We start from the raw sequence: 23,679 nt of genomic DNA, 5'->3' as shown, positions 1-23,679 counted from the left end.
CTCACAGTGGCAGCAAGCCATCGCCTTCAAGTTCAGGGGCCGGAGGAGACGTGGGAATCGGACCCGGTGGCGGCTTGCCATTGGCTATCCAACGCGCCAGCTGCGGTGCGGCTGTACTGGTTCCTATCAAGCGGACAACGCTGGCACCCCGCGTGCCTGCTGCCAGGATTCCCGGCAGGCTGCGGCTTTGGTCCGTCACGGCCGCACAATCCGGCCCCACGGCGGAGCCTCGGCTGGGCCCGGCCGAGGAATAACGCACATGCTTTCTGTCGCTGTGCCGGTAGCCTGCCGCGACCAGTGCGCCGTCTCCGCTTGCAATGCCGGTCAACGTGCCGCGGCGCCGCACGAGGGCTGAGCTGCCCGGCGTGTCGTCCGTTGCCTCCTTCAAGTACCTAAGCGGGTCGTAAAAAGGATCCACGAAGTGAGACTGCCGCCCACGCACCAAGGTCCCCAGGTTGAAGTCGTCGCGATCTATCCAGGCATGGATAGGCTTGGCTATGGCGCTTGACGCCGCATTCCTGATTTCAATGCGCCAGAGCCCATGAGGCACGATGGGTTTTGATGGCTTGAATGTCGTGGAAGGCGACAACGCGACCAACACCATTGTGCCGAGAGTTCCACGCGAAGTGTGCGGAGCATAGATGATGCCGCAGGACGGGCTCACCGTCTGGGGCCATACTTGGGCTGTCCCCGCTGCGATCCAAGGGCTGGGGGCACTGCCTGGTGGGGTGAGTTGTACCTCCAGTTGGGTCGCACCCTGCGGAAACCAGAGCTGCACAAAGGTTGGTGTTTCATCGCCCGGCATGATGTGCCAGTGCAGCATCTTGGACGCCTGTGCCGAAAGCTTGAACATGGCGTGGCCACGCTCGAAAAAGCTGTTGCCCGCCGCAACCGTCAAACTCAGGTTCGGGAACTCCTGGGCCAATTCGTCAAACGCCTTCTCCAGCATGCCGGTGCCGTCATTCGGTCCGCGCTGCGGACCGAAACTCAGGTTGATGATGATCTGCTCGGTGTGCGCGTCGGCGCAGCTCAGGATGTAGCGCAGGCCGTCCAGCACATGAAGGTCCAGCCAGGCGCCGGAGGGGTCCTGCAGGCAGGCGCGGGGCAATTGCACAAACACAATGCCCGCGTCGTCGCTCGAGGCCTCATCGTCGGCCTTCGCCCATGTGGGGGGCATGGTGCGGGTTCCGACCAGCGAGCCCACTGGAACCGAACCGGCGACAACATCGGTGACGTGGGCGCCGTGAGTAGCGGCCCGCCGCAGACGGTCATAGCGGGCGGTGGCGTAACAGGCGTCTTCGTCCAGCGCTCCGTGCTGGGTAAAGGCATTCATCAACTGCTGCAATTGGCTACCCGACACCTCGTGACCTCGCCCGAAATCCGCCGGAATCTGGCCTTGCTGCGCAAAAGCGCCGTACTGTTCCTGGTCCCAGAGCCTGCAGACCCGCGTATCGCCGGCGGAATCTCGCAGGTGGTACTGGGCGAATGCACAGCCGTCATCGATGACGCCGATCAGTGTTTTGCGCGCGATGCCGCGCTGCACGGCCGGCCCGCAATGGGGGGCGGCCGGAGGTTTGTACCTTGGCCGCTCCGGAACAACCGGCAGGCTGATTTCGGCCCGCGCTACAACGTCCGCCAACGTGGTCTTCAGGCGCGTGAAAAAAGCCGGTGCCGGCCAAGCCGTGATAAACCTCGATTGCGACCCACCAATCCGGTAAGGCCCCGGGATGTCCGCCAGTTGCAGGCCGCCGCCAGAGTGAGCGATCAGGTCTGCGACGGTTTTGCCGGGTTTTAGTTCGATCAGGGTGGCGAGTTTTCCGCCGGGGGGCCCGCCGCCGTATGGCGCAAAATCGCATCCATCCGCCCAAACGAGGTAAGGGTCGAGATTGTTCAGGGGATCCGGTAGCGCCCAGTCGACGTAGGTTCCGTGGTGAATTGGCTGCCAGCTCATTTGAACACCACGTGTTCCCATTCTTTCAGTGCGCGGTCCCACATGTACCGGAGCACGCCAGAGCTTGCGGCGGATTCCTTGGCGCCGAAGGGTTTGTAAAAGTCCGGCGCATTCGGGCCGTCCAGCGGCTGCGTGGGCGGCATCAGGTCTTCGTGTCCGGTCATGACCGTGCCGTCAAAGAAGCGGGGGGTCCATTTGCGCCCCGCCTTGCATCGAGCCACGAAGTATTCACCCAGCGTTTCCCCGAGCAACCGCCCGGCCATGCTGTCCGCAGGGAAGTGCACGCCCGCCACGACACGGTTGGTGGCAATGCGCGCCGACTGCCTCTGCAGCTGGATACTGATGGGGTGTGAGTCGGGCAGGTCGAACAGGCGCTGCAGCACAGCCGCGATGATATACGCTTGGGTCGAATGCCCGCTGGGCAGGCTGCCATGGCCCGGCGTGGTGATGATGGGCTGCACCTGCGCAGAGTATTCAATGGGGCGCCAGCAGGCTAGTGCATGCTTGAACTGCATCTCCACGTTGACGGACAGCAGCAAGGCAATGTTCATCAGTTCGAGCGTACGCGGCGTGCGGGCCGGATGCAGGTACACCACGGATCCCCAGAATGCGAACTGCGGGTCCAGTTGCCCGACGATTTCCGCGGCTCGCTCTTCGCGCAGGTCTGCCCACGAGAGTACTTTTTTCACCTGTTCCTTGAATGCGGGAACGCCAGGGCGGCTCATACGGGCCAGCGGCTTGGGCGTCACGCTCAGTGCCGGCGGTGCGTCCGGCGGCGAGCCCACATCCGTGTCCAGATGCCAGATGCCGGCGCCGTGAGTACCCAGCTTGGAAAAGGTCAGTGGTTCCAGAAGCTCAGCCTGGCACACATACGCCCGCACCCAGGGTTCCCAGCGCTGCATGGCTTCCGGGTCGTCCACCGGCGGCAGGACCAGGGGGTAAGAGCCTTCGTCCAGCGGCACCATGGTGGCGTCCCTGCTGGAGATCAATGTGTAGGGGTTTTGCATGAAGCTGGTGGCCGGTACAGCAGGAAGCCCGCCGACACCTCCCACTCCCCCAACTCCCCCAACACCACCCAACAATCCGATGAGACTCATAACCATACCTTTCGTTGTTCAACTAAATCAATCCGGCACGCCTGCTCTTTGCAATGCGTCAATGAAGATCTGCCCCATAGGATGCCCACTGCTGGGGGAGCGGTCACGGAAACTTTGAATGCTGAACTGTGGATCAACCTCCAGCAGCGCCTGAACGGTTTGCCTGGCTTCGGCGATCCGGTTACTGAGCGTCAGCCCGATCACCAGGGCGCGATAAGTAGATGTGTGTGATCGATTGGAGCGCAAAGACGCCTTGGCCAACTGGACCACGCGTTCATAGTCGCCTGCTGACAGTGCGGCGGTAGCCGCCAGCGATTGATAAAAATAAAGCAAAGGGTCCAGCGGGGAGAGCGTCAGGGCCTTTTCGCTGGAAGCCAGCGCCTGCGCTCCTTCCCCCCGGAAAGAGTGCAGTACGCCTGAAAACAGCCAGGCCAGCGAATCATTGGGATTGACTGAGAGTGCCGATTCATAGCGCTGCGCTGCCCCATCAAGGTCCTTGAGCATGTGGCAGTGCACAAAGCCCTCAATAGCCAGCGCGAGCGAGCAGTCAGGGTCTACGTCCAGAGCGCGCTGGGTTTGCTCCAGGGCACGTTTGGTTTCGTCCTGCCCGCCCGATGACAAGCCCCGGGTCACCCGCAGCACGTGCCACTTGGCCAGCCAGGCCCGAGGTATGGGCAGGCGGCGGTGCCGGTCTACCAGGTACTCGAGCATCTCGCGCACGCGGTCGAACTCGCTGCGGGTGGAGCGGTGCATAAGCGAGATGGCACCCAGAAGCAAGGTCGAGCTTTCAAGATTGGGCAACGGCCGGCTGGCAGCGCGGTGCATTTCTGTGCGCACGATGTGGGCGCCGAGCTGCGAGACAACTTCCGAGGTGATCCGGTCTTCGCCCTGCAGGACTTCCTGCACCGTGCTTTTGAGGCTGTCGCCCCAGACCGCCCGCCCGCTACGGGCCTCAATCAGTTCCGTCACCAAGACCAACTGGCCGCCGGAGACGCGGTAGGCTCCCGACAACACGTAGTTCACGTTCAAGTGGCTTTGCAGCAACGGCAGGCTGGTGTCGCGGCCGCGCAGCGCCGTCGTAGACAGGCGCGAGATGACGTTGAGGTCCGGCGTGCGAGACAGGGCCGCGATGATTTCTTCGGCGAGTATTTCTCCCAGCACGGCGTCGTCCGGGCCTGATGTGCGCACCGTAAATGGAATCACGGCGATCGTGGGCCGAAGTTCTGCGGCATCCACTCGCAGCAAGGGCGCGAGGACTACCGACTTGCCGGGCGCCGCGGCCCGGTAGGCGTGAACGGGCTTTTCCACATGCTTCAGGTAGCACTCGCCCATGTCGTCGACGTCGGCGTCCAGTGCGGGAACAAGCTGATCGCGCAACTCGGCGGAAATCACGATTTCGCTGGGGCCGGCCAGGGTACAAAAGCGAGCCGTCAGGTTGACATCGGTGCCGTAGATGTCGTGTTGGTCCGTCACAAAGCTGGCCAGGTGGCCGCCTATGCGCAGGTGCATTTGTTGCTGGGGCGGCAGCCGGGCATTAGCCTGCTGGCTGAAATCCTGCAAAGCAAACGCCGCTTTGATGCCGCCTTGCGCGTTAGCAAATTCCAGCATCAGCCCGTCACCCAGGCTTTTGACGATGCGGCCGCCATGCTGCGGCAGAATTTGCTGCTCAGCTTGCAGCACCAGTTGTTGCCACCTCTGTACGAAACCATCTTGATCCTGCTCCATGATCCTGACGGACTCCACCACATCCATGACCAGCAGCACCTTCGTGCTTCGGCCCATGCGGGTAGGTAATTCGGTCGGGGGATTCATCGTAAATGGTGTAACAAAGTTTTACCTCCTCATTTTGGAGGAGAACGCGGGTAATGGAAATACTGTGCGCGGCTTTATCTACAGAAGCATCGGAGTTGTTATGCTTGAGCAAAACCCATGGTAGATTGCATTTAGCTGCGGTTTTGATGCACTAAAGGTCCGCTTTGCGGCTGCCTTATGCAAAAACTGGGATGAACGTCGCCATCCTATGTCGCGGATGGGCTAGCCGCCTTGGGAAAAATATCGTCCGCAGTGTTCAACTTCTGATCCTGTGCTGAAGGCGATAGGGTGCCAGGTGAGCGAAAAGACTATCGGGATTTCAGATTGGATTAATTTTGCGCGTACTAATTGGGGCCGGTGTTTTTTCAGCGACAGGCTCCCTCCCATTTCAAATATTGCCTTTTCTGATTCTGTCTCTCGTGTCGGAAGGGCGCATTGATATCGTTTATGCCGGATGGGTGGGCTCTGCATATCTCATCGGGATGCTTTTCAGCACCCTGTTATTGCCTCTTTTCAGTGTGATCATCACGCTGGGACAGTTCAGCGTGCAAAAGAGCTATTCGACGCTTGCGTACTTCCTGCCGCAGCAGTATTCCGGCATCGTCCCGCCCGAAGAGCGCCGTCAGCGCCAGGCAACGCGCGCGGTGCTGCGAATGGTGTTTGGGCGTACCGCTGCCGCTGACGTTCGCATTGGCACGGGAGCCTATGGCAAGCCTTGTTTGGTGGATTGCCGTGCCATCGGCTTCAGCGTGCCGCATTCGGGCGGCTTGAGCCTGTTGGCATTTGCGCCCCGGCTTTTTTCGCACTGAAGGGCCGAATTCGTGAAACCCGCCTACCGCTGCTTTTGTTTTGCCGTCCCGTCCAAGCTGTTTCGCAAGCTTGCCGAAAAATCCGGGGAGGAAGGGCAGCAGCGGCTCAAGGAGCACATCGAGCACAGCACGCGGCTGCGCACGCACCGCCATGTCTGCGCCAAGCAGCCGCCTGCCCCCCGCACGGTCCAGTCCCCACAGGGTTTCATGCCGGCGCAGGCTTATCGCCGCAGTATTTTTAATGCCGGCTTTGACACCGACCTGCCGGGCAAGCCGGTGCGGCATGAAGGCGACAAGCCGACCAGGGATCGCGCCGTCAACCTGGTGTACGACAACACCGGTATTGCCCTGGATTTTTTCCACCAGATCTTCGGGCGCGATTCCCTGGACGACCGGAGCATGCGCGTGGAGTCGGCCGTGCATTTCGGCAAGAATTTTGCCAATGCCATGTGGACTGGCGAGCAGATGGTCTATGGCGACGGCGACGAGAACGTGGGCGGCTTCACGGAGGCGCTGGACATCATCACCCACGAACTGACACATGGCGTGATCCAGCACATGATTCCCGGCGGGTTGGGCGTGGTCAAGCTGGCGCGCAAGGACCGCGAGTTCGAGGAGCAGACGCATATGCTCCAGGGACAGGCAGGCGCCCTCAACGAGTCCTTCTCCGATGTCATGGGCAGCATGGTCAAGCAGTGGCATTTGGGCCAGACGGTGAGCCAGGCCAACTGGTTGCTCGGCGAGAACATGCTCGCACCGCGGCACGGCAAGGCCATACGCTCGCTCAAAGACCCCGGCAACCGCAAGCTGACCTGGTACGACGATGACCAGTTCAAGACCATGGAGCAGTACGTGGATGGTGCTGACGTCCATGACAGCTCCGGCATCCCCAACCATGCGTTTTACCTGGCTGCCAAAAAAATAGGCGGCTTCTCCTGGGAAAAGGCCGGGCCCATCTGGTACGAGGCCTTCCCCAAACTCAAGCCCAAGGCCAGCTTCCTGGATGCAGCACGGGCGACAAGCCGCGTGGCCAGCGCACGCTTTGGTAGTAAGTCAAAAGAGTACAGTGCCGTGGTCTCCGCCTGGCAGACCGTGAAGGTCCTCCCCTGAGAACCTGTTCTCAGGCAAGCCACTAATACCTTGATTTGTTGCGGGGCTCGTGCAACGATTCGGTTGGTGGTTTTTCCGTTGTGGAGAGGGATAGATAGAAGATGTCGTTGCGCTGCGTTTCGTGCCTGACCGTGAACCCGGTAAGCAACCGGTTCTGCGGTAACTGTGGCGCCGCCTTTGGGCTCAGTGTGCAGGAGCCTGTCAGTACCTTGTCTCCGGTTGCGGAAATCCAGTGGGGTGCACTCAAGCATGCCACCATCCTTTTTGCGGACGTTGTCAGCTCCACCGAACATGTGGCCGGCCTGGATCCCGAGCAGGCCATGGAGCAGTTGCGGCCCGCCGTGCAGCGCATGTGCAATGCGGTGGAACGCTTCGGCGGCACCGTCGTGCGCACGCTCGGTGACGGCATCATGGCCTTGTTCGGCGTGCCTCGCGCGCTGGAAGGCCACGCCAGCCTGGCCTGCGAAGCCGCGCTGGCGATGCAGGCGGCCTTCGAGGGCCCCGACTCAAGCTTGCGCATACGGGTCGGCCTGCATTCGGGCCAGGTCGCCCTGGACCCCGAGGCGGTCGACGCCACCCGGGGCGGCGGCGTGCATGGCCACGCGATTCACCTGGCCAGCCGCGTGGTGGCCCTGGCCGAGCCCGGCGGCATCTGCATGACGGCCGACTGCCTGGCACTGGTGCGCTCGGCCTGCGACGTCCGGCCCATGGGCAAGCATCCGCTCAGGGGAATTGCAGAGCCCGTCGAATTGCACGCCCTGCTGGGCATGAAGAACGATGTGCAGAACCACAACTTCCATGAGGCGGCGCTGTCGCCTTTCCGCGGGCGTGAGCAGGAGCTCAGTGCGCTGCAGGACGCCTTGCGCCGAGCGGAAAACGGCGAAGGTTCCGTGATTGGTTTGTCCGGCGCGCCCGGCACAGGCAAAAGCCGGCTTTGCCACGAATTTGCGCAGTGGTGCCACGTACGCTGCGTTCCCGTGTCCGAAGTCAGGACCCAGCTCTACGGTCATGCCACGCCCTTGCAGCCGGTGCTGCTCCTGCTGCGAAGCTGCTTTTTCCACATCGCGCCGGAGCACGATGCGGCCGAGGCGCGGGAACGCATTGTTCAGGGTCTGGCAAAGCTCGGGGCGGTGACGGCGGACGACCTGGCATTGCTCAGCGAGTTCCTTGGCGTGGCCGACGCCAACAGCCAGCCTTGCTCGCTGAACGCCAAGGCGCGGCGCGCCAGGCTGCTGGGGCTGCTGCATGAGCTCGTGAAACAGGCCGGGGCCAGCACCTCCGTCATCATCTTTGAGGACCTGCATTGGCTGGATGAGGCCAGCGCGGAATTTCTTTCGGCGCTGGTCGCCGCCGTGGCCGGTACCAGAACACTGCTGCTGCTCAATTACCGGCCGGGCTACCAGGCGCCCTGGTGGACGATGCGCCACTTCCGGGCGATACAGCTGGCGGACCTGAGCCTGGCCGATACGGAAGCGCTGGTGCGCGAACGCCTGAGCCAACATCCTGAATTGCTCGATTTTTTCCCCCTCATCGTGGAGCGCTCCGCCGGCAACCCCTTCTTCGCGGAAGAGCTGATGCATTCGCTGATTGAGAAGAGCGAGTCCTTGGGCGCTTCGGGTCACCGGAAATCGGATATCGCCTCCCTGGTCCACGCCTTGCCCGCCACTGTGCAGGCCGTGATCGGGGAGCGTATAGACCGGCTTGTCGCCACCCAGAGAACGCTGCTGCATATCTGCGCCGTGATCGGCAAGGAAATTCCGCTGGCCGTGTTGCAGGAGGTGGCCGTCTACCTGGTGAGCCAGCTTGAAAGCGGCCTCGACGGCCTGTGTGAGGCCGAGTTGCTGCAACTGCTGCGCGAGATCGCGGGCGGGCGCCGCTTCGCCTTTCGCCATCCGCTGATCCAGGAGGTGGCCTACAACACCCAGCTCAGGGCGCGGCGCGCCAACCTGCATGCCGCGGTGGCCATCGCCATGGAGGCGCACTACAGCGCGCAGCCCGGCGAGTTTGCCGCGCTGATCGCCTACCACTACGAAGCCGCCGGCCAGCTTGTGAACGCTGCGCAGCATGAAGCGCGTGCCGCCAAATGGACGGGCTCGACCAACTCCGGCCAGGCGATCAAACATTGGCGCAAGGTCTGGGCGTTGCTGGGGGGACAGGAGCGCTCACCCAGCATAGACCTGCTCAGGGCGCTGGCGGGCGGGCGCATCATGTATCTCGGCTGGCGCGAGGGCCTGGATCCCCAGGAGGTCCAGAAGATCAGCCACGAGGCGATCGAGCTGGCCAGGCAGGCGGACACGCGCCTGGAGCAGTTGCTGCTCTTCGCGCAGGGGCGTATCGTCCAGTCGGGCGGCGGGCCGGCCGATGACTATGTGCAATGCGTGCGCAACGCGCTGTCGCTGACGCCCCCGGGCAAGGATGCCGGACGGGTTGCCATGCTCAATGTGGCGCTCAGCCAGGCCTACGGCTGGGCAGGGCTGCTGGAGCAAGGCCTGGATGCAAACGATGCGGCGCTGCGAGGGGTTGCCAGCATCGACCAGTTCGACCGGGAGTTCATCGATTTCAGCATTGAGCAGTGGCTCTTCGGCATTCGCGCGCGCTTGCTCATACGCATGGGCCGGCTGGAGGAGGCCAAGCAGTGCCTGCAGCAAATGGAGACTGCCGATGGCGGGCTGAACGACCCGGTGATCGAGCAGATCGCGCATTACCTGTATGTGGAGCTTGCCCTGTGTTTTCGCGACACGGCGCTCGCGCAAAAGCACTCGGCAAAAGTCTCGAAGATTGCACAGGAGCATAAAAGCCCCTATTCAAGGGCGTTTGCCCTGTGGTGCGGTGGGCTGGTTGAGGCCACTGCGGGCGACCTGGAATCGGCCCAGCGAAGCTACTCCCAGGCCCTTGAGCTGATCAGGGGCACCCGTGCCGCGGTCGAATTCGAAACCGAGATTCGGGTCAGCCTTGCCGAGCGCCACTATCAGGCGGGAGACCATGAGCAGGCGCTGGCGACGGCCAAGGAAGCACTGGCGCTTTCTCAGCAGCGCAGCAACCGCTTGACCGAGTGCCGGGCGCTGATTGTCTGGGGTGGCGTGCTGGGAAAGAAGGCAGATGCCGGTTCCTGGAGCGAGGCTTCCTCGCTGTTCAATCAGGCGGAACAGCTGATCACCCTCACGGGCGCCCGGATTTATGAGTCGGGGCTGGTGAGCGAACGGGACCGCCTGGCGCAGTTGATGGCGCGCTAGGGTCCGGCCCGCCTCAGCGCGGCGGCCGTGCGATCACGGTGTACTCGTCCGGTAGACCGTATCCCTGCAAAACCTCGACCCTGGCGCCCAGGGCATGCTCACAGTGCCGCTGCCAGTGCTGCGGCGCTACCCGGTAGAGCTCCGGCGGGCCTGTGCCGCCCCCCGCAAGCGGAGCGAGGAAGTTGACCGCGAAGCCTGCGCGGCTGTTCCTGTGCAAGTCGGCCAGGGTCCGGGCGATGAAGCTCTCCCATAGCGCCCGCGGCTGATCCAGCTTGACGTTGAAGATGCCGCTGGCGACCGAATAGTCCGCCACCCGCGGGCTGGTGTTTGCCGCGAGAAATTCCGTCAGCGGGCGCTGGTGCCACAAAAGGCGCGCCTGGGCCACCATGGCAGCGGACAGGTCCACGCCGAGGTAGTTGATGCGCGCCGCCTGCGTGTGCCGTTTGTCCAGGAAGGCCAGCAGTGCACCATAGCCGCAGCCGATGTCGTTGAGCGAAAAAGGCGTTTGCAGGCCACACACGCGCAGGAGCTGCTCAAAGCGCAGTTCCTGGGTTGGCAGGCAGGGCCAGTCCACCCCCGCAGGGGTGGGGCCGTGGATGTTGACCTTGCGCGAGTAGTAGCGGTCTATGCCCGCGTACAGTGCGGCAAGCGGATGGTCAGCGGACAGACGCCCGGTCATGGTGGGAGCCTGTCATCCCGCTCACTTTTTGGCGGCTGGCTTCTTGGTCTTGGCAGCGGGTTTTTTGGCAGCAGCCTTGTTGGCCGCCGATTGTTTGGCGGCGGAGATCGGCTGCATCGGAATGGAGATCGTCAGGTAGTCCTGCTCCAGGTAGTGGATGGGCTGGCTCTTGTCGATGATCTTCACTTCCGTGTTCGACTTGTCGCCGCGCATGTCGTGGGAGGTGAAAAAAACCGGCAGGGGTGTTTTGGAGGCCAGGTTCTTGATGAGGGCGTCCACGATGGCGGCGTCGCCGTCCAGGCCCTTCTTGTTGGAACCATGGCGGTACAGGTTGCCCAGCAGGTTCTGCCAGAGGTTTTTGACCTCGTTGTTGCGCGCGCCCAGGTTGAGGGCGGCGCAGCTCATCTTGAACGAGCGGCCCTTTTTGAAGAGCTTGAACTCCTTTTGCAGGGCGACCATCTCCAGGATGCCGCCGAAATGCGATTCTTTGCCCTGTGAGGGGGCGAAGCGCAGGTTCAATTCATCCAGCATCGTTCCGATGTAGATGTCGTGTTCTTTCATGAAAAGGCCCATAAATTTCTCCTGTCGTTTCAGTTAGTGGTTTGAATGCGGTGTTTTTTGTAACTTTGCCACGGGCGTTGAACGCCTCTTGTCAGGAGCCTTCTTTCCCCTGAAAACCGGTCATTTCGTGGATAAGGCAAAAACTCCTATTTTGGAAGGATATCGTAAGCGAAGTAACAAACTATTACGCCCTCTTTTTGTAGGAGGGATTACCCGGTAGGCAAAGGATTAGACCCGATGCGGCACTTGTGAAAAAAAACCGGTTCGATAAGTGCCCTTGAACCGCGATTTTCCGGGCATTGCCGACAAAATAAGGCCCTAGGTTCCTGAACCCCCCAGAACACAACAGCGAGAGTCCGGTATATGCCCTTGATCGTGGTGATTGATGATGATGCAGGCACGCGCATGCTGGTCACTCAGGTCCTCAAGAAGGAAGGCCATGAGGTCATGGAGGCCGACGACGGCGCCAAGGGCCTGGAGCTGATCCGCGAATTCAGGCCGGACGTGGTGGTCAGCGACATCCAGATGCCCCAGATGGACGGTTTCGAGGTACTCGACAGGGTGCGCAACGACGACGCTCTGGCCACCACCGCCGTGATTTTGCTGACTTCGCTGCAGGATCGCACCCACATGCGCCAGGGCATGACCACCGGTGCCGACGACTACCTGACCAAGCCCTTCGCCCCGCAGGAGCTGCGCGAGGCGGTCAACGCGCAACTCAACAAGCTCACCCGGGCGGAGGCCATGCGCGCCCAGGTGGTGGACAAGGCCGTCCAGCTGGCGTTGGTCGAGCAGGGCCAGAAGATCAGCGACCTCTACGAACTGCGCATGGCGCAGTCGCTGAGCCAGCAGTGGCCCGAAACCGGCGTGGTGCAGGACAACGACAAATTCGCCAGCGCGACGGTGCTGTTCGCCGACATGCGCGACTACGGCCTGTGGACGCAGTGCCTGTCCGGCCCGGAACTCAGCGACGTCGTCAAGCGGCTCTACAGCAGCGTCGGCGACACCGTCTACCTGTTTGGCGCGCACTACATGCAGTTTGTCGGCGACGGCATGTTGTGCGTGTTTGTCGACGCCGCCGACACCCAGTCGGTCAACCACGGCCTGCGCGCGATCCGCGCGGCCCTGGGGCTGGCCGATGCCACCAAGCGCATAGACACCTATGTGCGCCAGCGCTTTCCGGAGCGGGGCCTGCCGAACTTCGCCCTGGGCGTGGCCCTGCACACCGGCCCGGTCGCCTTTGCGCGCCTGGACGGGCTGATAGGCCGCTCCGGCCAGACCACGCCCATAGGCGACACGGTGGCCGCCGCGCTCAGGCTGTTCCAGGGCCAGCCCCCGCTGGACTGGACCATTGCCGCCAGCGTGCAGGCCACGCGGCTGGTGACCGGCGCGGTGCGCACCGGCCGCCGCGCGCTGGTGCAGATCGCCGGACGCGCCAAGCCGCTGGATACCGTGGAAATCGTGGGGCTGGCATGACCGCGCGCCGGGCGGCGGGCGGCCTGCGCGGGCGCAGCTGGTCGCTGCGCGCGGTACTGGTCACCAGCCTGCTGCTGTTTTCGCTGGTGCCGGCCGCCACCGTGGGTTGGTTTTTGTACCGCAGCAACCTGCAAAGCGTGCAGACACTGGCCGAAAAAACCGTGGACGGCGTGGCGCAGCGGGCGCAGATCAGCACGCAGGAGCACCTGGCGCAGGCCCACGTCGTGCTCAACGGCTTGGTCCAGGACCAGCCCGGCGAGGCCGGCGTGGCGCGCGCCCGCCAGTTGATCCAGAATCCCGCCCTGTTCGAGCAGACCGCATTTGCCATGACCCGCATGACGCCGCGTGTGCCCCAGATGGTGCTGGCGACCCACCGCGGCGAGTACCTGGGCGTGGAAGCCCTGTCGCAAAGCGGCAATGGCGCCACGCAGGTGGCGGTGCGCAAGGAAGGCGGGCAGGGTCGCAGCTATTTTTCGGCCGAGCATCCCGGCGACCGCCGGCAGAAGGTCTCGGCCGATGCCGGCAACTACGAGCCGCGCACCCGGCCGTGGTACCAGGCCGCCATGGAGAACAAGGGCCGCAGCTTCACCGCCGTGTCCCCCTCCGCCGCGCACAACCAGTTGCTGATCACGCTGGCGCAGCCGGTGTTCGGGGTGGACGGCGGTTCGCTGGGCGTGTTCGCGGTGGACCTGCACCTGGCGCAGCTCAAGGAGTTGCTGCAGACCATGCGTTTCAGCGCCCGTGGCACCGCCTTTTTGCTCGACGAGCGCGGCTTGCTGGTCGCCAATTCGACGATAGACCCGCTGTTCACCAGCGCCGGCGGCCGGCTCGAGCGCAGCCAGCCGCTGGACAGCCGCAACCCCATCGTTCGCAGTGCCTACAACGAAGTGGCCTCCAGCCTGGGACAGACGCTGCCCGACAGCGTGCAGCGCGTGGCCTTTTTGCACCGCGTGCCCATGGAGGGTGACACCCTGATCGTGGTGCTCAAGCCCTTCGGCGAGAGCCTGGGGCTGCGCTGGAGCCTGGTGGTGGCCGCGCCTGAAAGCGACTTTGCCGCCGCCAGCCAGGCCGCACTGCAAAAAACCCTGGCCGTGATGGCCTTCGCGCTGGTGCTGGGCGCGGGGCTGGCGACCTGGCTGGCCTACCGCCTGAGCCGGCGCTTCCGGGGCTTGAGCGTCGCCGCTGCCCAGCTGGCGCGCGCCGAGGTGCCGCAGGTGCAGCAAAACGCCCGCATCACCGAGGTGCGGCAGCTCTCACAGGCCATGCACGACAGCGCCGAGGAAATCCTGCGAAACCGCGCGGCCATCGACGCGCAGAACATCGCCCTGCAGGAGGCCAACGAGACGCTGGAGGCCCGCGTGGCCAGCCGTACCGCCGAACTGGCGGCTTCCCGCGAGGAGGCGCTCGCCGCGGCGCGCGCCAAGGCCGCCTTCCTGGCCACCATGAGCCACGAGATCCGCACCCCGCTCAACGGCGTGGTGGGCATGACCACCTTGCTGGCCGACACGCCGCTGGATCCGGAGCAGCGCGACTACCTGCACACCATGCGCGTCTCCAGCGACCAGCTGCTGGGCGTGATCAACGACGTCCTGGACTTTTCCAAAATCGAATCCGGCAAGCTGGACCTCGAAAACGAACCGCTGAACCTGCTGGCGACCATTGAGGAGGCCTGCGACATCGGCGCGCCGCGCGCGCGCGAAAAAGGCCTGGAACTGCTGGTCGACATGGGCGACGAACTGCCCACCTGGGTGCGCGGCGACGTCACGCGTCTGCGCCAGGTGCTGCTGAACTTCGTCAACAACGCCGTCAAGTTCACCGAGCGAGGCCAGGTCATCGTCTCGGCCCACGTGCTGGAGGACGCCACGCCCGAGCGCGGCGGGCTGATCGAGTTTCGCGTCAAGGATTCCGGCATAGGCATTCCGCTGGACCGGCAGTCCGCGCTGTTCCAGTCCTTCACCCAGGTCGACACCAGCACCACCCGCAAATACGGCGGCACCGGCCTGGGCCTGGCCATCTGTAAACGCCTGGCCGGCCTGATGGGCGGCGGCGTCGGGCTGGAGTCCGCGCCCGGCCAGGGCTCCACCTTCTGGTTCACCGCGCGGCTGGGCTATGCCGATGCGCCGGAAATCGCCCAGCTGTCCTCGCTGCACATGGTCAGCCTGGCCGGCAAGCGCGCGCTGGTGGTGGACGACACCCCCGTCAACCTGCGCATCCTCGACAAGCAGCTCAGGCGATGGGGCATGGAGCCCGCCCTGTTCGAGCGTGCCAGCGAAGCGCTGGACTGGCTGCGCAGCCAGCCGCCTGTGGACGTGGTGGTGACCGACATGCACATGCCCGAGATGGACGGCCAGACTTTTGCGCAAACCCTGCGCGAACGCCACCCGGACACCCGCATCGTGCTGCTGACCTCGGGCACCATGCCCACCGGCGAGCAGGCCAGGGTGTTCGACGCGCGCCTGCTCAAGCCCTACCGGCAGTCCCAGCTGTTCGAGGCCATTGCCCGCGTCACTTCGGCGCAGGACGCGGCCAAGGCCGTGGCCGAAGCCGGCAAGCCCGAGTCGCGCAACCAGTTCATCCTGGTGGCCGACGACAACGCCGTGAACCTCAAGGTGGCCCTGGCCATGCTGGCCAAGCTGGGCTACGAGGCCGCCACCGCCCTCAACGGGCGCGAGGCGGCGGACCGGGTGGCCGCCTCGCTGCGTCCCGAAGGCGGCGTGAGCAGCCGCGACGGCCCGCGGCCCTATGCCGCCGTCCTGATGGACGCCAACATGCCGGTGATGGACGGCTTTGCCGCCTCGCGCGAGATCATCGCGGCCCACGGCGCGGCCGCGCCGCCCATCATCGCGCTGACGGCGTCGGTGCTTGAGGAGGACCGCCAGCGCTGCCTGGCGGCCGGCATGGTGGGTTTCCTGCCCAAGCCGCTGCGCATCGACGAGTTGTCGGAGGCGCTGGCCCGCTACGCCCGCAAAGCCGAGGACGCCGGCGCCGCGAGAATCATGGCGGCCGAAGCAGCGCCGGCCCAGGGAGCCTCGCCGGGGCCGGAGGCATCCCCGGTGGTCCTGATGGACTGGAGCCGCCTGGAGCAGTTCAAGGAGTTCGACGACGAGGAGCGCAGCATGACGCGCGAGGTGATCGCCCTGTTCGCCAGCGACGCGCCGAACCGGATGGACGATATACGCGCGGCGCTGGAGGCCTCGGACAGCGCCGAGCTCTCGCGGGCCGCGCACGCCCTCAAGGGCGCGGCGTCCAACGTGGGTGCCGAGGCCCTCAGCGATGCGTGTTTTGTGCTCGAGCAGTCCTGCTTGCAGGGCCAGTGGCCGGCCGATGCGCAGCAGCAGGTGGCGCGGGTGTGCGAGCTGGCCGAGCGGACCCGGCACGCGCTCAACGACTGGATGGCCAGCCCGGCCTAGGCCGCAGCCTGCGTCCGGGCCAGTTCTTTGTAGAAAGGCGTGAAGTCCGGCTCCGTCAGGCGCAGCAATGCCTCAAAGCTGTCGATCACGAAGTACTGCTGCTGGAAGGTATCGATCTTGTAGGTCGACGACATGCAGCGCAGCAGGTCGGCGTTGTCGCGCAGCGGGATCCGTTTGGGCTCGGGAGACTCCACGCTCCAGGCCAGTTCGCCCGGGCTGCTCAAAATGCCGGCGCCGTAGGCCCAGACTTCGTCGCCGCTCGTTTTGTCGTGCATCAGACCGAACTCGATGGTGTACCAGTACAGGCGCGAGAGCATCTCGACCGCGCCGGGAATCGGTTCCGTCCCATGGGTGCCGTGCTCCAGCGCATGCGCCTTCAGCGCGCCCTGGCCGTAGGCCTGGATGTGGTCGGCGTAGCTCGGGTCGAACAGCAGCGGCACGTGGCCGAACAGGTCGTGAAAGATGTCGGGCTCGACGATGTAGTCGAACTCGGCCGGCGTGCGTATCCAGTCCGTCACCGGGAATTTGCGGTTCGCCAGCAGCGTGAAAAACGGCACCTCCGGGATCAGCCCCGGCACGCCCACCAGCTGCCAGCCGGTGGCCTTGAAGAGGCGTTCGTTGATGTCCTCAAAGCGCGGTATCGCGTCGCTCGCGCCCAGGCTGGGCAGGGCCTTGATGAAGGCGCTGCAGGCCCGGCCGGCCAGCAGGGCCGACTGGCGTGTGTAGAGGCGCCGGTAGGTCTCGTGGTCCTGCGCGGTATAGGCCGCGTAGTTCTGCGGGCAGGTGTAGTCCGCATTGACCTGCCCACCGCGCGCATAGTCCCCGCGCGGCGGCCGGTCGGACTGGCCGTACACCGCCGGCGGCGGGGTGCTGCTGCGCTGGCTGCCGGCTACTTCAGCCATTGGCTCTCCACACGCTGGTATTCACCGCTGGCGCGCGCCAGGTGCAGCCACTGGTCGACATAGGCCTTGAAGGGCACGTCGCCGCGCGGCAGCAGGTAGGCCATTTCGCCGTACTGCAGCGGCTTGTCGGGGTTGATCGCGCACAGGCCCGGCTTGAGCCTTTGCTGGGTGATGGCTTCGGCCGATTCGGTGACGAACACGTCGGCGCGGTTGGCCAGGATTTCATCAAAAATCGTCAGGTTCTCGGGGTTCAGCCGCATCTGCGCCTGCTTGAAGTTGGCGCGGGCAAAGCGTTCGTTGCTGCCGCCCGGGTTGAAGATCACGCGCGTGCCCGGCTTGTCGATGTCGGCCACCGTCTGGTACTTGGCCACGTCGGCGCAGCGCGCGATCGGCGTCTTGCCATTGACCATATAGGGCGCGCTGAAGAAAGCCTTCTTCTGCCGCTCGGTGGTCACCGAAATGCCGCCCACCGCCATGTCGCATTTGCCGCCCACCATGTCGGGCATCAGGTTGGACCAGCTGGTCTTGACCCATTCCGGCTTCACGCCCAGGCTGGCCGTGAGCGAGGCCATCAGGTCCACGTCTATGCCCTCGAAGCTGCCGTCGGGTTTCTGGAAGCTGAAGGGCTTGTAGTCGCCCGGTGTGCAGATGCGCAGCACGCCGGCTTTTTGCACGGCGTCCAGGCTGGACACGGCTTGGGCCGAAGCGGCGCCGCAGGCGAGCAGCGATGCCGAAGCGAGGCCGAGCAGGGCCAGGGGGCGTTGCAGTTTCAGGCGAAGTGACATGGCAATCTCCGTAAGGGGGTAATCAATGGAAGCTTTATTGTGCCCCCGCTTTTCAGGCTGTCTTCGCGTCCGCCAGAACCCCGCGGCGCATCTGGTCCAGCTCTATGCTCTCGAACAGCGCCTTGAAATTGCCTTCGCCGAAACCGTCGTCGCCCTTGCGCTGGATGAACTCGAAGAAGATGGGCCCCAGCTGGTTTTCGCTGAAGATCTGCAGCAGCAGCGCGCCCTTCTTGCCGTCCACCAGGATCTTGCGCTTCTTCAGGTCCGCCACGCTTTCGCCGTGGCCCGGGATGCGCTTGTCGACCAGCTCGTAGTAAGTGTCTATGGTGTCCAGCAGCTTCACGCCGCTGGCGCGCAGCGCGTCCACCGTGGCGAACAGGTCGTTGCTGCCCATGGCGATGTGCTGTATGCCTTCGCCCTGGTAGCGGTCCAGGTACTCCTGGATCTGGCCGGCCTTCTCATTGCCCTCTTCATTGATCGGGATGCGGATCTTGCCGCAGGGGCTGGTCATGGCCTTGCTTTTCACGCCGGTGACCTGGCCTTCGATGTCGAAGTAGCGGATTTCGCGGAAGTTGAACAACCGCTCGTAGAAGCCGGCCCACTCGTCCATGCGGCCGCGGTGCACGTTGTGCGTCAGGTGGTCGATATAGGTCAGGCCGTGGCCCGCGGGATTCAGCGCATCGGCCTCGACGCCGGGCAGGGGCTCGAAGTCCACATCGTAAAAGCCGATGTTGCCGATATCGCCGGGCTGCGCGCCGTTCTTGCCGCGCCATTTGTCGATGAAATAAATGATGGAGTCGCCGATTCCCTTGATGGCCGGGATATTGAGCTCGCCCGGGCCCGCCGTGTGGGCATAACCCCAGGCGCCCAGCGAAATCGCGCGCTCATAGGCGAATTTGGCGTCCTTCACGCGAAAGGCGATGGCGCAGACGCTGGGACCGTGCTGGCGCGCAAAGCGCTGCGCGAAGGAATCGGGTTCGGCGTTCAGGATGAAGTTGATGCCGCCCTGGCGGTACAGCGTCACGTTCTTGTGGCGGTGCCTGGCGATCGGCTTGAAGCCCATGCGTACAAACAGCGCCGCCATCGCGGCCGGGTCGGGGGCGGCGTATTCGATGAACTCGAAGCCGTCTGTGCCCATGGGGTTGTCCCAGGCCGCGCCTTGTTCAAAGTTCAGGGCGGCGTCGCTGCGTGCGTTCATGCGTGTCTCCAAAATGTGGGGGTATGCAGGGACTTTAGCGGCGTCTCCCATCAGTTTTACTGCGAAACAGGGCGCTTGAATTGCCTTTGACGCAATAAACCTGCAAAATAATTGGAATGGAAACACTTGACAAGCTCGATCGCCAGATTCTGCGCAAACTTCAGGACGACGGCCGTGCCACCTACGATCAGCTGGCCGAACAGGTGGGCCTCTCGCCCAGCGCGGTGCTCAGGCGCGTCAAGCGGCTCGAGGAAAGCGGCGTCATAGACCGTTACGTGGCGCTGGTCAAACCCGAGGCCGTGGGTTTGGGTCTGACGGCCTACCTCAATGTGCGGCTCGAAAAACACACCGAGAGCCACAAGCGCAACCCCATGGACCTGTTCCGCGCCAGCGTGCAGACCTGGCCCGAGGTGGCTGAATGCGCGGCCCTGACCGGGGAGATGGACTATTTGCTGCGTGTGCTGGTCGAGGACATGGCCCATTACAGCCGCTTCATCATGGACACCCTGCTCAAGCACCCCAGCGTGCAGGACTGCAAAACGAGCTTTGTGCTGGACCGGGTCAAGGCGACCACGGCCGTGCCTTTGTGAGGCTTGGGGCGAGTCAGTCCCGCGTCAACAAGCGGGTAGCCAATGGCCTATGTGCCGGATTTGGCCGGATCAGGGCTTGAATTTTGTTGTTGCAATGCAACATTTCCATCCTCCGAAACCGGTTCACTATGATTTTTATAGCTCGCTAACCCCTATTGGCAGGGAAAGGCGGTGGTTTTGGCGGGCCTCCCTATTAAGGACCTTTGAAAACCCCTTAGGCTGGGAATTCTAGGGAAAACCCTTATATTGAAGCCATGGTTTCACCCGGCACACTTTTAAAAGCATCCTACAACGCGAGCAAGGAGTTCTTCCGCCCGCCTGTAGCAGAGGCGCGCGCGCCTGAGCAGCAGCCCGCTGCCGCCCCGCGCGTCCAGCCGGTCATGGTCCCCATCCGCTCCATAGGCCCCAGCCACGGGGAACGTATCGCCACCCATTTGCTGGCCCTGGGCGCACACGACCGTTATTTGCGCTTCGGCTACGCGGCCAATGATGAGCAGGTGCGCCGCTATGTCGACGGCCTGAACTTCGACCGCGACGAGATCTTCGGCATCTACAACCGCAAGCTGCAGCTGATCGCCATGGCCCACCTGGCGCATTCGACCGATCCCAACCTCAAGAGCTGCGCTGAATTCGGCGTCTCGGTCTTGGCCCAGGCCCGCGGCCGGGGCTACGGCTCGCGCCTGTTTGACCGCGCCGTGATGCATGCCCGCAACGACGGCGTCGACATGATGTTCATCCACGCGCTCAGCGAAAACACCGCCATGCTCAACATCGCCCGCAAGGCCGGCGCCACCATCGTGCGCGACGGCTCCGAAAGCGAGGCCTACCTCAAGCTGCCCCCAGCCGACCTGGATTCGCGCATGACCGAAATGGTCGAAGAGCAGATTGCCCAGACCGATTACCGGCTCAAAGTCCAGGCCAAGCAGTTCTGGGATTTGCTTGGCGTGATCCAGGAAGTGCGGCAAGGGGTGAGGGACGGCAGGGACCGGATGCCGATGTAGGTTCTTTGGGTTTGCCACCCGGGCTGGGCTTCCCCGCTGCGGCCTTGTTTCTTCCCGTGTTGTTTTCTCTTTTTGGTTCTGCTGGCCGGGTCTCGCCCCGGCCAACTGCCCTCGGCAAAGAGAGCAGAGCGCGCAAGGCCGGCGCAAGACCCGGCCTCTTTCACTACAACCAAAGATTTCGTTCAAACCCAGACGAATACTCAATTGCTATCAAACAAGTAGCATCACAGACCCATTCGCAAGGGGTCCGCAGAAGAAATCGCCTTTAAATCCGGCCATTCCACCCTCGCCGTCAAAGATTTCAGCTATCCTTAGCCCCTTCACAACTACCGACCGCCATCACGTGTCCGACGTTCCCCCCAGTCGGTCTTCCAGGCCAGAAGACAAGCGAGGCTTTCTGCAAAAGCTCGCTGAAATGCTCCACCCAGGTCCCGACTCGAAAGACGAGTTGATCGAAACCCTGGTGGAGGCCCAGGACAATGACGTTATTGGCGCCCAGAGCCGCGAAATGCTCGAGGGCGTGATCCGCATGGCCGATATGACGGCCGGCGACGTCATGGTGGCGGCGCCGCGCATGGACGTGATCAACATCGACGCGCCTTTCGACGAGTTGCTGCACCTGGTCATAGACACCGCCCACTCGCGCTTTCCCGTCTACGAAGGCGAAAAAGAAAACATCCTCGGCATCCTGATGGCCAAGGATTTGCTGAAACTGCAGCGCGCGCCCGAACTCAACATCAAGGCCTTGCTGCGCCCCGCCGTCTTCGTGCCCGAAAGCAAGGGCCTGAACGACCTGCTGCGTGAGTTCCGCGGCAACCGCAACCACCTGGCCATCGTGATCGACGAGTTCGGCCGCGTGGCCGGCCTCATCACGATTGAGGACGTGCTCGAGCAGATCGTCGGCGAGATCGAGGACGAGTTCGACATTGCCGAGGACGACGGCGACATCTTCGGCCTGACCGACCACACCTACCGGGTCAGCGGCGACACCTCGATAGAGCGTGTCAACGAGGCTTTCGGCGTGACGCTGCCGGAAACCGATTTCGACACCATAGGCGGGCTGGTGGCGCACGAAATGGGCCATGTGCCCAAGCGCGGCGAACACTACGCGCTGGCCGGCCTGCAATTCACGGTGCTGCACACCAAGGGTGGCGCGGTGCGCTGGTTCAAGGTATCGCCGGTTTCCGCCGGCGTCTGACGACACACAATAAAGTAAAGAGGGCATATATATGGCACGGGACTCGATTCACAGCATGATGTCCCACCTGCCGACCTTGCCCGCCTTGCTCGAGCATGCGCGCAACCTCCCGCCGCGCAAGGGCTTCTCGCCCTTCCAGCTGGCCATGGTGCTGATTGCCGGCTGTCTGCATGCCGCCAGCATGGCCTGGCCGTTTGATTTCGCCTTCCTGCAGGGCCAGCCCCTGGGGGGCATGCAACTGCTGGCGATGTTCCTGTTCGCCGCGCAGATCGACAGCTGCCGCTCCATGAAGCGCGCCGCCTGGCTGGGCGTCGCTTTCGGCACGGCCATGCTGTGCAGCACTTTCTGGTGGTTGTTCATTTCCATGCACTTCTACGGCGGGCTGGCCGCGCCGCTGACGGTGCTGGCCGTGGTGCTGCTCGCGGCCTTTTTGTCGCTGTACTACGCGGCGGCGGGCGCGCTTTTTGTGCGCCTGGCCCCGCGCCGCAAGTTGCCGCGCGCCCTGGTGTTCGCCTCGCTGTGGCTGCTGGCCGAGCTGGCCCGCGTCGAATTTTTCACCGGCTTTCCGTGGGGCGAGGGCGGCTACGCCCATGTGGACGGCTGGGCCAGGCCGCTGGCCGCCTGGGTGGGTGTGCACGGCATCACCTTCCTGGCGGCGCTGGCCGCCGCCTGGCTGGCCATGGCCCTGCGCGCCTCCCGCATGCAGTGGGCGACCGCGATCGCCATCGTGCTGGCCGGCTTCATCCTGTCCTACCTGCCGGTGCAAAGCGCCCTGCCGGGCGCGGCGGCCCCCACCGCGGCCGCCGAGCCGCTGCAGGTCACGCTGCTGCAGGGCAACATTCCGCAGAACGAGAAATTCCAGAGCGGCACCGGCGTGGCCACCGCGCTGCAGTGGTACGGCCAGCAGCTGCGCGACGCGAAGACGCCGCTGGTGGTCGCGCCCGAGACCGCCATTCCGCTGCTGCCCATGCAATTGCCCGATGGCTACTGGCGGGCGCTGCAGTCGCGCTTTGCCACGGGGCAGCAGGCGGCGCTGGTCGGAGTGCCCGTGGGCAGCCCCCAGGCCGGTTATGCCAACTCGGTGGTCGGCTTCAAGCCTGGGCAGGCGGAACTCTACCGCTTTGACAAGCACCATCTGGTGCCTTTCGGCGAATTCGTGCCGCCCGGCTTTCGCTGGTTTATCGACATGATGCGCATCCCGCTGGGCGACTTCAATCGCGGCGCGGTCGGCCAGGCTTCTTTTGAATGGAAAGGCCAGCGGCTGGCGCCCAACATCTGCTACGAAGACTTGTTCGGCGAAGAACTGGGTGCGCGTTTTGCCGACCCGGCGCTGGCGCCCACGATTTTTGTCAACGTCAGCAACATCGCCTGGTTCGGCAACACCGTGGCGATAGACCAGCACCTGCAGATCTCGCGCATGCGCGCGCTCGAATTCAGCCGCCCCATGATTCGCGCCACCAACACCGGCGCCACCGTCATCATCGACCATACCGGCAAGGTCACGCATTCGCTGGAGCGCCACACGCGCGGCGCGCTGGTCGGCGAGGTCGAGGGCCGCAACGGCATCACCCCCTATGCCGAATGGGTATCGCGTTACGGCCTGTGGCCGCTGTGGGGCCTGGGCCTGGGCGTCGCCGTATTGGCCCTGTTGTTCCGTCGCCGCTAGAAATTAGCTCACCCCGTCGGACGCTCACTGCGTGTAGCGCCTTCCCTCTTCCAGGGGCGGCGCCTGCGGCCTGGCAAAGCCATGAAATAGTTTCACCCCTATCCAGGCTCACTGCGTGTAGCCTGTTTCCCCCTCAAGGGGGCGGCGCCTGCGGCCTGGCAAAGCCAGTTCCGCGGCCCCCGCTTGGGAAGATGGGTACAC

General features: G+C 63.9%; 17 protein-coding genes. 9 read left to right on the top strand and 8 right to left on the bottom strand.

Annotation, left to right across the window (positions count from 1 at the left end; genetic code table 11):
* Nucleotide 1: 1 nt before the first annotated feature.
* The 3 genes from PMI15_RS09540 to PMI15_RS09530 form a co-directional block, all read right to left on the bottom strand.
* The gene (locus PMI15_RS09540) at nucleotides 2-1,951 is read right to left on the bottom strand and encodes a S8 family serine peptidase (protein WP_007867336.1); all 1,950 of its coding nucleotides are present in this window, start codon (nucleotides 1,949-1,951) and stop codon (nucleotides 2-4) included.
* Nucleotides 1,948-2,958: a phosphatase PAP2 family protein gene (locus tag PMI15_RS09535; RefSeq protein ID WP_007867332.1), complete on the bottom strand. Its 1,011-nt coding sequence runs from the start codon at nucleotides 2,956-2,958 to the stop codon at nucleotides 1,948-1,950. Before PMI15_RS09535 ends, PMI15_RS09540 begins: the two co-directional genes overlap by 4 nt.
* Nucleotides 2,959-3,075: 117 nt before the next feature.
* A complete protein-coding gene (locus tag PMI15_RS09530) occupies nucleotides 3,076-4,860 on the bottom strand; it encodes an adenylate/guanylate cyclase domain-containing protein (RefSeq protein ID WP_007867330.1) in 1,785 nt (594 codons plus the stop codon).
* A 395-nt stretch (nucleotides 4,861-5,255) separates the two neighbouring features.
* Between PMI15_RS09530 and PMI15_RS09525 the strand changes: the two genes are divergently transcribed.
* The 3 genes from PMI15_RS09525 to PMI15_RS09515 all read left to right on the top strand — a co-directional run bounded on the left by PMI15_RS09525 (nucleotide 5,256) and on the right by PMI15_RS09515 (nucleotide 10,012).
* Nucleotides 5,256-5,669 carry a 4'-phosphopantetheinyl transferase superfamily protein gene (locus PMI15_RS09525; RefSeq protein ID WP_036838266.1) on the top strand — a complete coding sequence of 138 codons (414 nt, stop codon included), beginning with the start codon at nucleotides 5,256-5,258 and terminating at the stop codon, nucleotides 5,667-5,669.
* 12 nt (nucleotides 5,670-5,681) lie between these two features.
* On the top strand, nucleotides 5,682-6,779 hold the full coding sequence (locus PMI15_RS09520; RefSeq protein ID WP_007867323.1) for a M4 family metallopeptidase: 1,098 nt from the start codon (nucleotides 5,682-5,684) through the stop codon (nucleotides 6,777-6,779).
* Between the two features lie 209 nt (nucleotides 6,780-6,988).
* Entirely contained in the window at nucleotides 6,989-10,012 is a 3,024-nt protein-coding gene (locus tag PMI15_RS09515; protein WP_202948888.1) for an AAA family ATPase, read from the top strand.
* 13 nt (nucleotides 10,013-10,025) lie between these two features.
* Here the strand turns inward: PMI15_RS09515 and PMI15_RS09510 are convergent, their stop codons facing one another.
* Together PMI15_RS09510 and PMI15_RS09505 are read right to left on the bottom strand one after the other, a co-directional pair.
* The gene (locus PMI15_RS09510; RefSeq protein ID WP_007867316.1) at nucleotides 10,026-10,691 is read right to left on the bottom strand and encodes a class I SAM-dependent methyltransferase; all 666 of its coding nucleotides are present in this window, start codon (nucleotides 10,689-10,691) and stop codon (nucleotides 10,026-10,028) included.
* Nucleotides 10,692-10,712: 21 nt separating this feature from the next.
* Nucleotides 10,713-11,252, bottom strand: coding sequence for a hypothetical protein (locus PMI15_RS09505; protein ID WP_157214582.1), 540 nt, complete (start codon nucleotides 11,250-11,252; stop codon nucleotides 10,713-10,715).
* A 363-nt stretch (nucleotides 11,253-11,615) separates the two neighbouring features.
* Here PMI15_RS09505 and PMI15_RS09500 point away from each other — a divergent pair, with 363 nt between their 5' ends.
* Complete coding sequence (locus PMI15_RS09500; protein WP_007867311.1) at nucleotides 11,616-12,728, top strand: adenylate/guanylate cyclase domain-containing response regulator; 1,113 nt, start codon at nucleotides 11,616-11,618, stop codon at nucleotides 12,726-12,728.
* Nucleotides 12,725-16,138 carry a hybrid sensor histidine kinase/response regulator gene (locus PMI15_RS09495; protein ID WP_007867308.1) on the top strand — a complete coding sequence of 1,138 codons (3,414 nt, stop codon included), beginning with the start codon at nucleotides 12,725-12,727 and terminating at the stop codon, nucleotides 16,136-16,138. The genes PMI15_RS09500 and PMI15_RS09495 overlap by 4 nt, the downstream gene beginning before the upstream one ends.
* On the opposite strand, the gene phhA is transcribed toward PMI15_RS09495, so the two are convergent.
* The 3 genes from phhA to hppD are packed head-to-tail and all read right to left on the bottom strand — an operon-like array spanning nucleotide 16,135 to nucleotide 19,023.
* Nucleotides 16,135-17,040, bottom strand: coding sequence for a phenylalanine 4-monooxygenase (gene phhA / locus PMI15_RS09490; protein ID WP_007867305.1), 906 nt, complete (start codon nucleotides 17,038-17,040; stop codon nucleotides 16,135-16,137). The genes PMI15_RS09495 and phhA overlap by 4 nt on opposite strands.
* On the bottom strand, nucleotides 17,028-17,825 hold the full coding sequence (locus tag PMI15_RS09485; protein WP_007867302.1) for a transporter substrate-binding domain-containing protein: 798 nt from the start codon (nucleotides 17,823-17,825) through the stop codon (nucleotides 17,028-17,030). The genes phhA and PMI15_RS09485 overlap by 13 nt, the downstream gene beginning before the upstream one ends.
* A gap of 52 nt (nucleotides 17,826-17,877) precedes the next feature.
* Nucleotides 17,878-19,023: a 4-hydroxyphenylpyruvate dioxygenase gene (gene hppD / locus PMI15_RS09480; protein ID WP_007867299.1), complete on the bottom strand. Its 1,146-nt coding sequence runs from the start codon at nucleotides 19,021-19,023 to the stop codon at nucleotides 17,878-17,880.
* 116 nt (nucleotides 19,024-19,139) lie between these two features.
* Between hppD and PMI15_RS09475 the strand changes: the two genes are divergently transcribed.
* The 4 genes from PMI15_RS09475 to lnt all read left to right on the top strand — a co-directional run bounded on the left by PMI15_RS09475 (nucleotide 19,140) and on the right by lnt (nucleotide 23,478).
* The gene (locus PMI15_RS09475) at nucleotides 19,140-19,613 is read left to right on the top strand and encodes an Lrp/AsnC family transcriptional regulator (RefSeq protein WP_007867295.1); all 474 of its coding nucleotides are present in this window, start codon (nucleotides 19,140-19,142) and stop codon (nucleotides 19,611-19,613) included.
* Nucleotides 19,614-19,867: 254 nt separating this feature from the next.
* Complete coding sequence (locus PMI15_RS09470; protein ID WP_007867292.1) at nucleotides 19,868-20,614, top strand: GNAT family N-acetyltransferase; 747 nt, start codon at nucleotides 19,868-19,870, stop codon at nucleotides 20,612-20,614.
* Between the two features lie 415 nt (nucleotides 20,615-21,029).
* On the top strand, nucleotides 21,030-21,812 hold the full coding sequence (locus tag PMI15_RS09465) for an HlyC/CorC family transporter (RefSeq protein WP_007867288.1): 783 nt from the start codon (nucleotides 21,030-21,032) through the stop codon (nucleotides 21,810-21,812).
* Between the two features lie 55 nt (nucleotides 21,813-21,867).
* A complete protein-coding gene (lnt, locus tag PMI15_RS09460; RefSeq protein ID WP_238541097.1) occupies nucleotides 21,868-23,478 on the top strand; it encodes an apolipoprotein N-acyltransferase in 1,611 nt (536 codons plus the stop codon).
* The last annotated feature ends 201 nt before the right edge of the window (nucleotides 23,479-23,679 follow it).

Source organism: Polaromonas sp. CF318, from assembly GCF_000282655.1.
Classification (GTDB): domain Bacteria; phylum Pseudomonadota; class Gammaproteobacteria; order Burkholderiales; family Burkholderiaceae_C; genus Polaromonas.
The sequence above is the reverse complement of the archived record's forward strand: the minus strand, read 5'-3'. Positions and strand labels throughout refer to the sequence as shown.

Excerpts from the sequence above, each read along its gene's own strand:
- PMI15_RS09540 (WP_007867336.1), bottom strand. The coding sequence starts at position 1,951 with ATGAGCTGGCAGCCAATTCACCACGGAACCTACGTCGACTGGGCGCTA.
- PMI15_RS09535 (WP_007867332.1), bottom strand. The coding sequence starts at position 2,958 with ATGCAAAACCCCTACACATTGATCTCCAGCAGGGACGCCACCATGGTG.
- PMI15_RS09530 (WP_007867330.1), bottom strand. The coding sequence starts at position 4,860 with ATGAATCCCCCGACCGAATTACCTACCCGCATGGGCCGAAGCACGAAG.
- PMI15_RS09510 (WP_007867316.1), bottom strand. The coding sequence starts at position 10,691 with ATGACCGGGCGTCTGTCCGCTGACCATCCGCTTGCCGCACTGTACGCG.
- PMI15_RS09505 (WP_157214582.1), bottom strand. The coding sequence starts at position 11,252 with ATGAAAGAACACGACATCTACATCGGAACGATGCTGGATGAATTGAAC.
- PMI15_RS09500 (WP_007867311.1), top strand. The coding sequence starts at position 11,616 with ATGCCCTTGATCGTGGTGATTGATGATGATGCAGGCACGCGCATGCTG.
- PMI15_RS09495 (WP_007867308.1), top strand. The coding sequence starts at position 12,725 with ATGACCGCGCGCCGGGCGGCGGGCGGCCTGCGCGGGCGCAGCTGGTCG.
- phhA (WP_007867305.1), bottom strand. The coding sequence starts at position 17,040 with ATGGCTGAAGTAGCCGGCAGCCAGCGCAGCAGCACCCCGCCGCCGGCG.
- PMI15_RS09485 (WP_007867302.1), bottom strand. The coding sequence starts at position 17,825 with ATGTCACTTCGCCTGAAACTGCAACGCCCCCTGGCCCTGCTCGGCCTC.
- hppD (WP_007867299.1), bottom strand. The coding sequence starts at position 19,023 with ATGAACGCACGCAGCGACGCCGCCCTGAACTTTGAACAAGGCGCGGCC.
- PMI15_RS09475 (WP_007867295.1), top strand. The coding sequence starts at position 19,140 with ATGGAAACACTTGACAAGCTCGATCGCCAGATTCTGCGCAAACTTCAG.
- PMI15_RS09470 (WP_007867292.1), top strand. The coding sequence starts at position 19,868 with ATGGTTTCACCCGGCACACTTTTAAAAGCATCCTACAACGCGAGCAAG.
- PMI15_RS09465 (WP_007867288.1), top strand. The coding sequence starts at position 21,030 with ATGCTCCACCCAGGTCCCGACTCGAAAGACGAGTTGATCGAAACCCTG.
- lnt (WP_238541097.1), top strand. The coding sequence starts at position 21,868 with ATGATGTCCCACCTGCCGACCTTGCCCGCCTTGCTCGAGCATGCGCGC.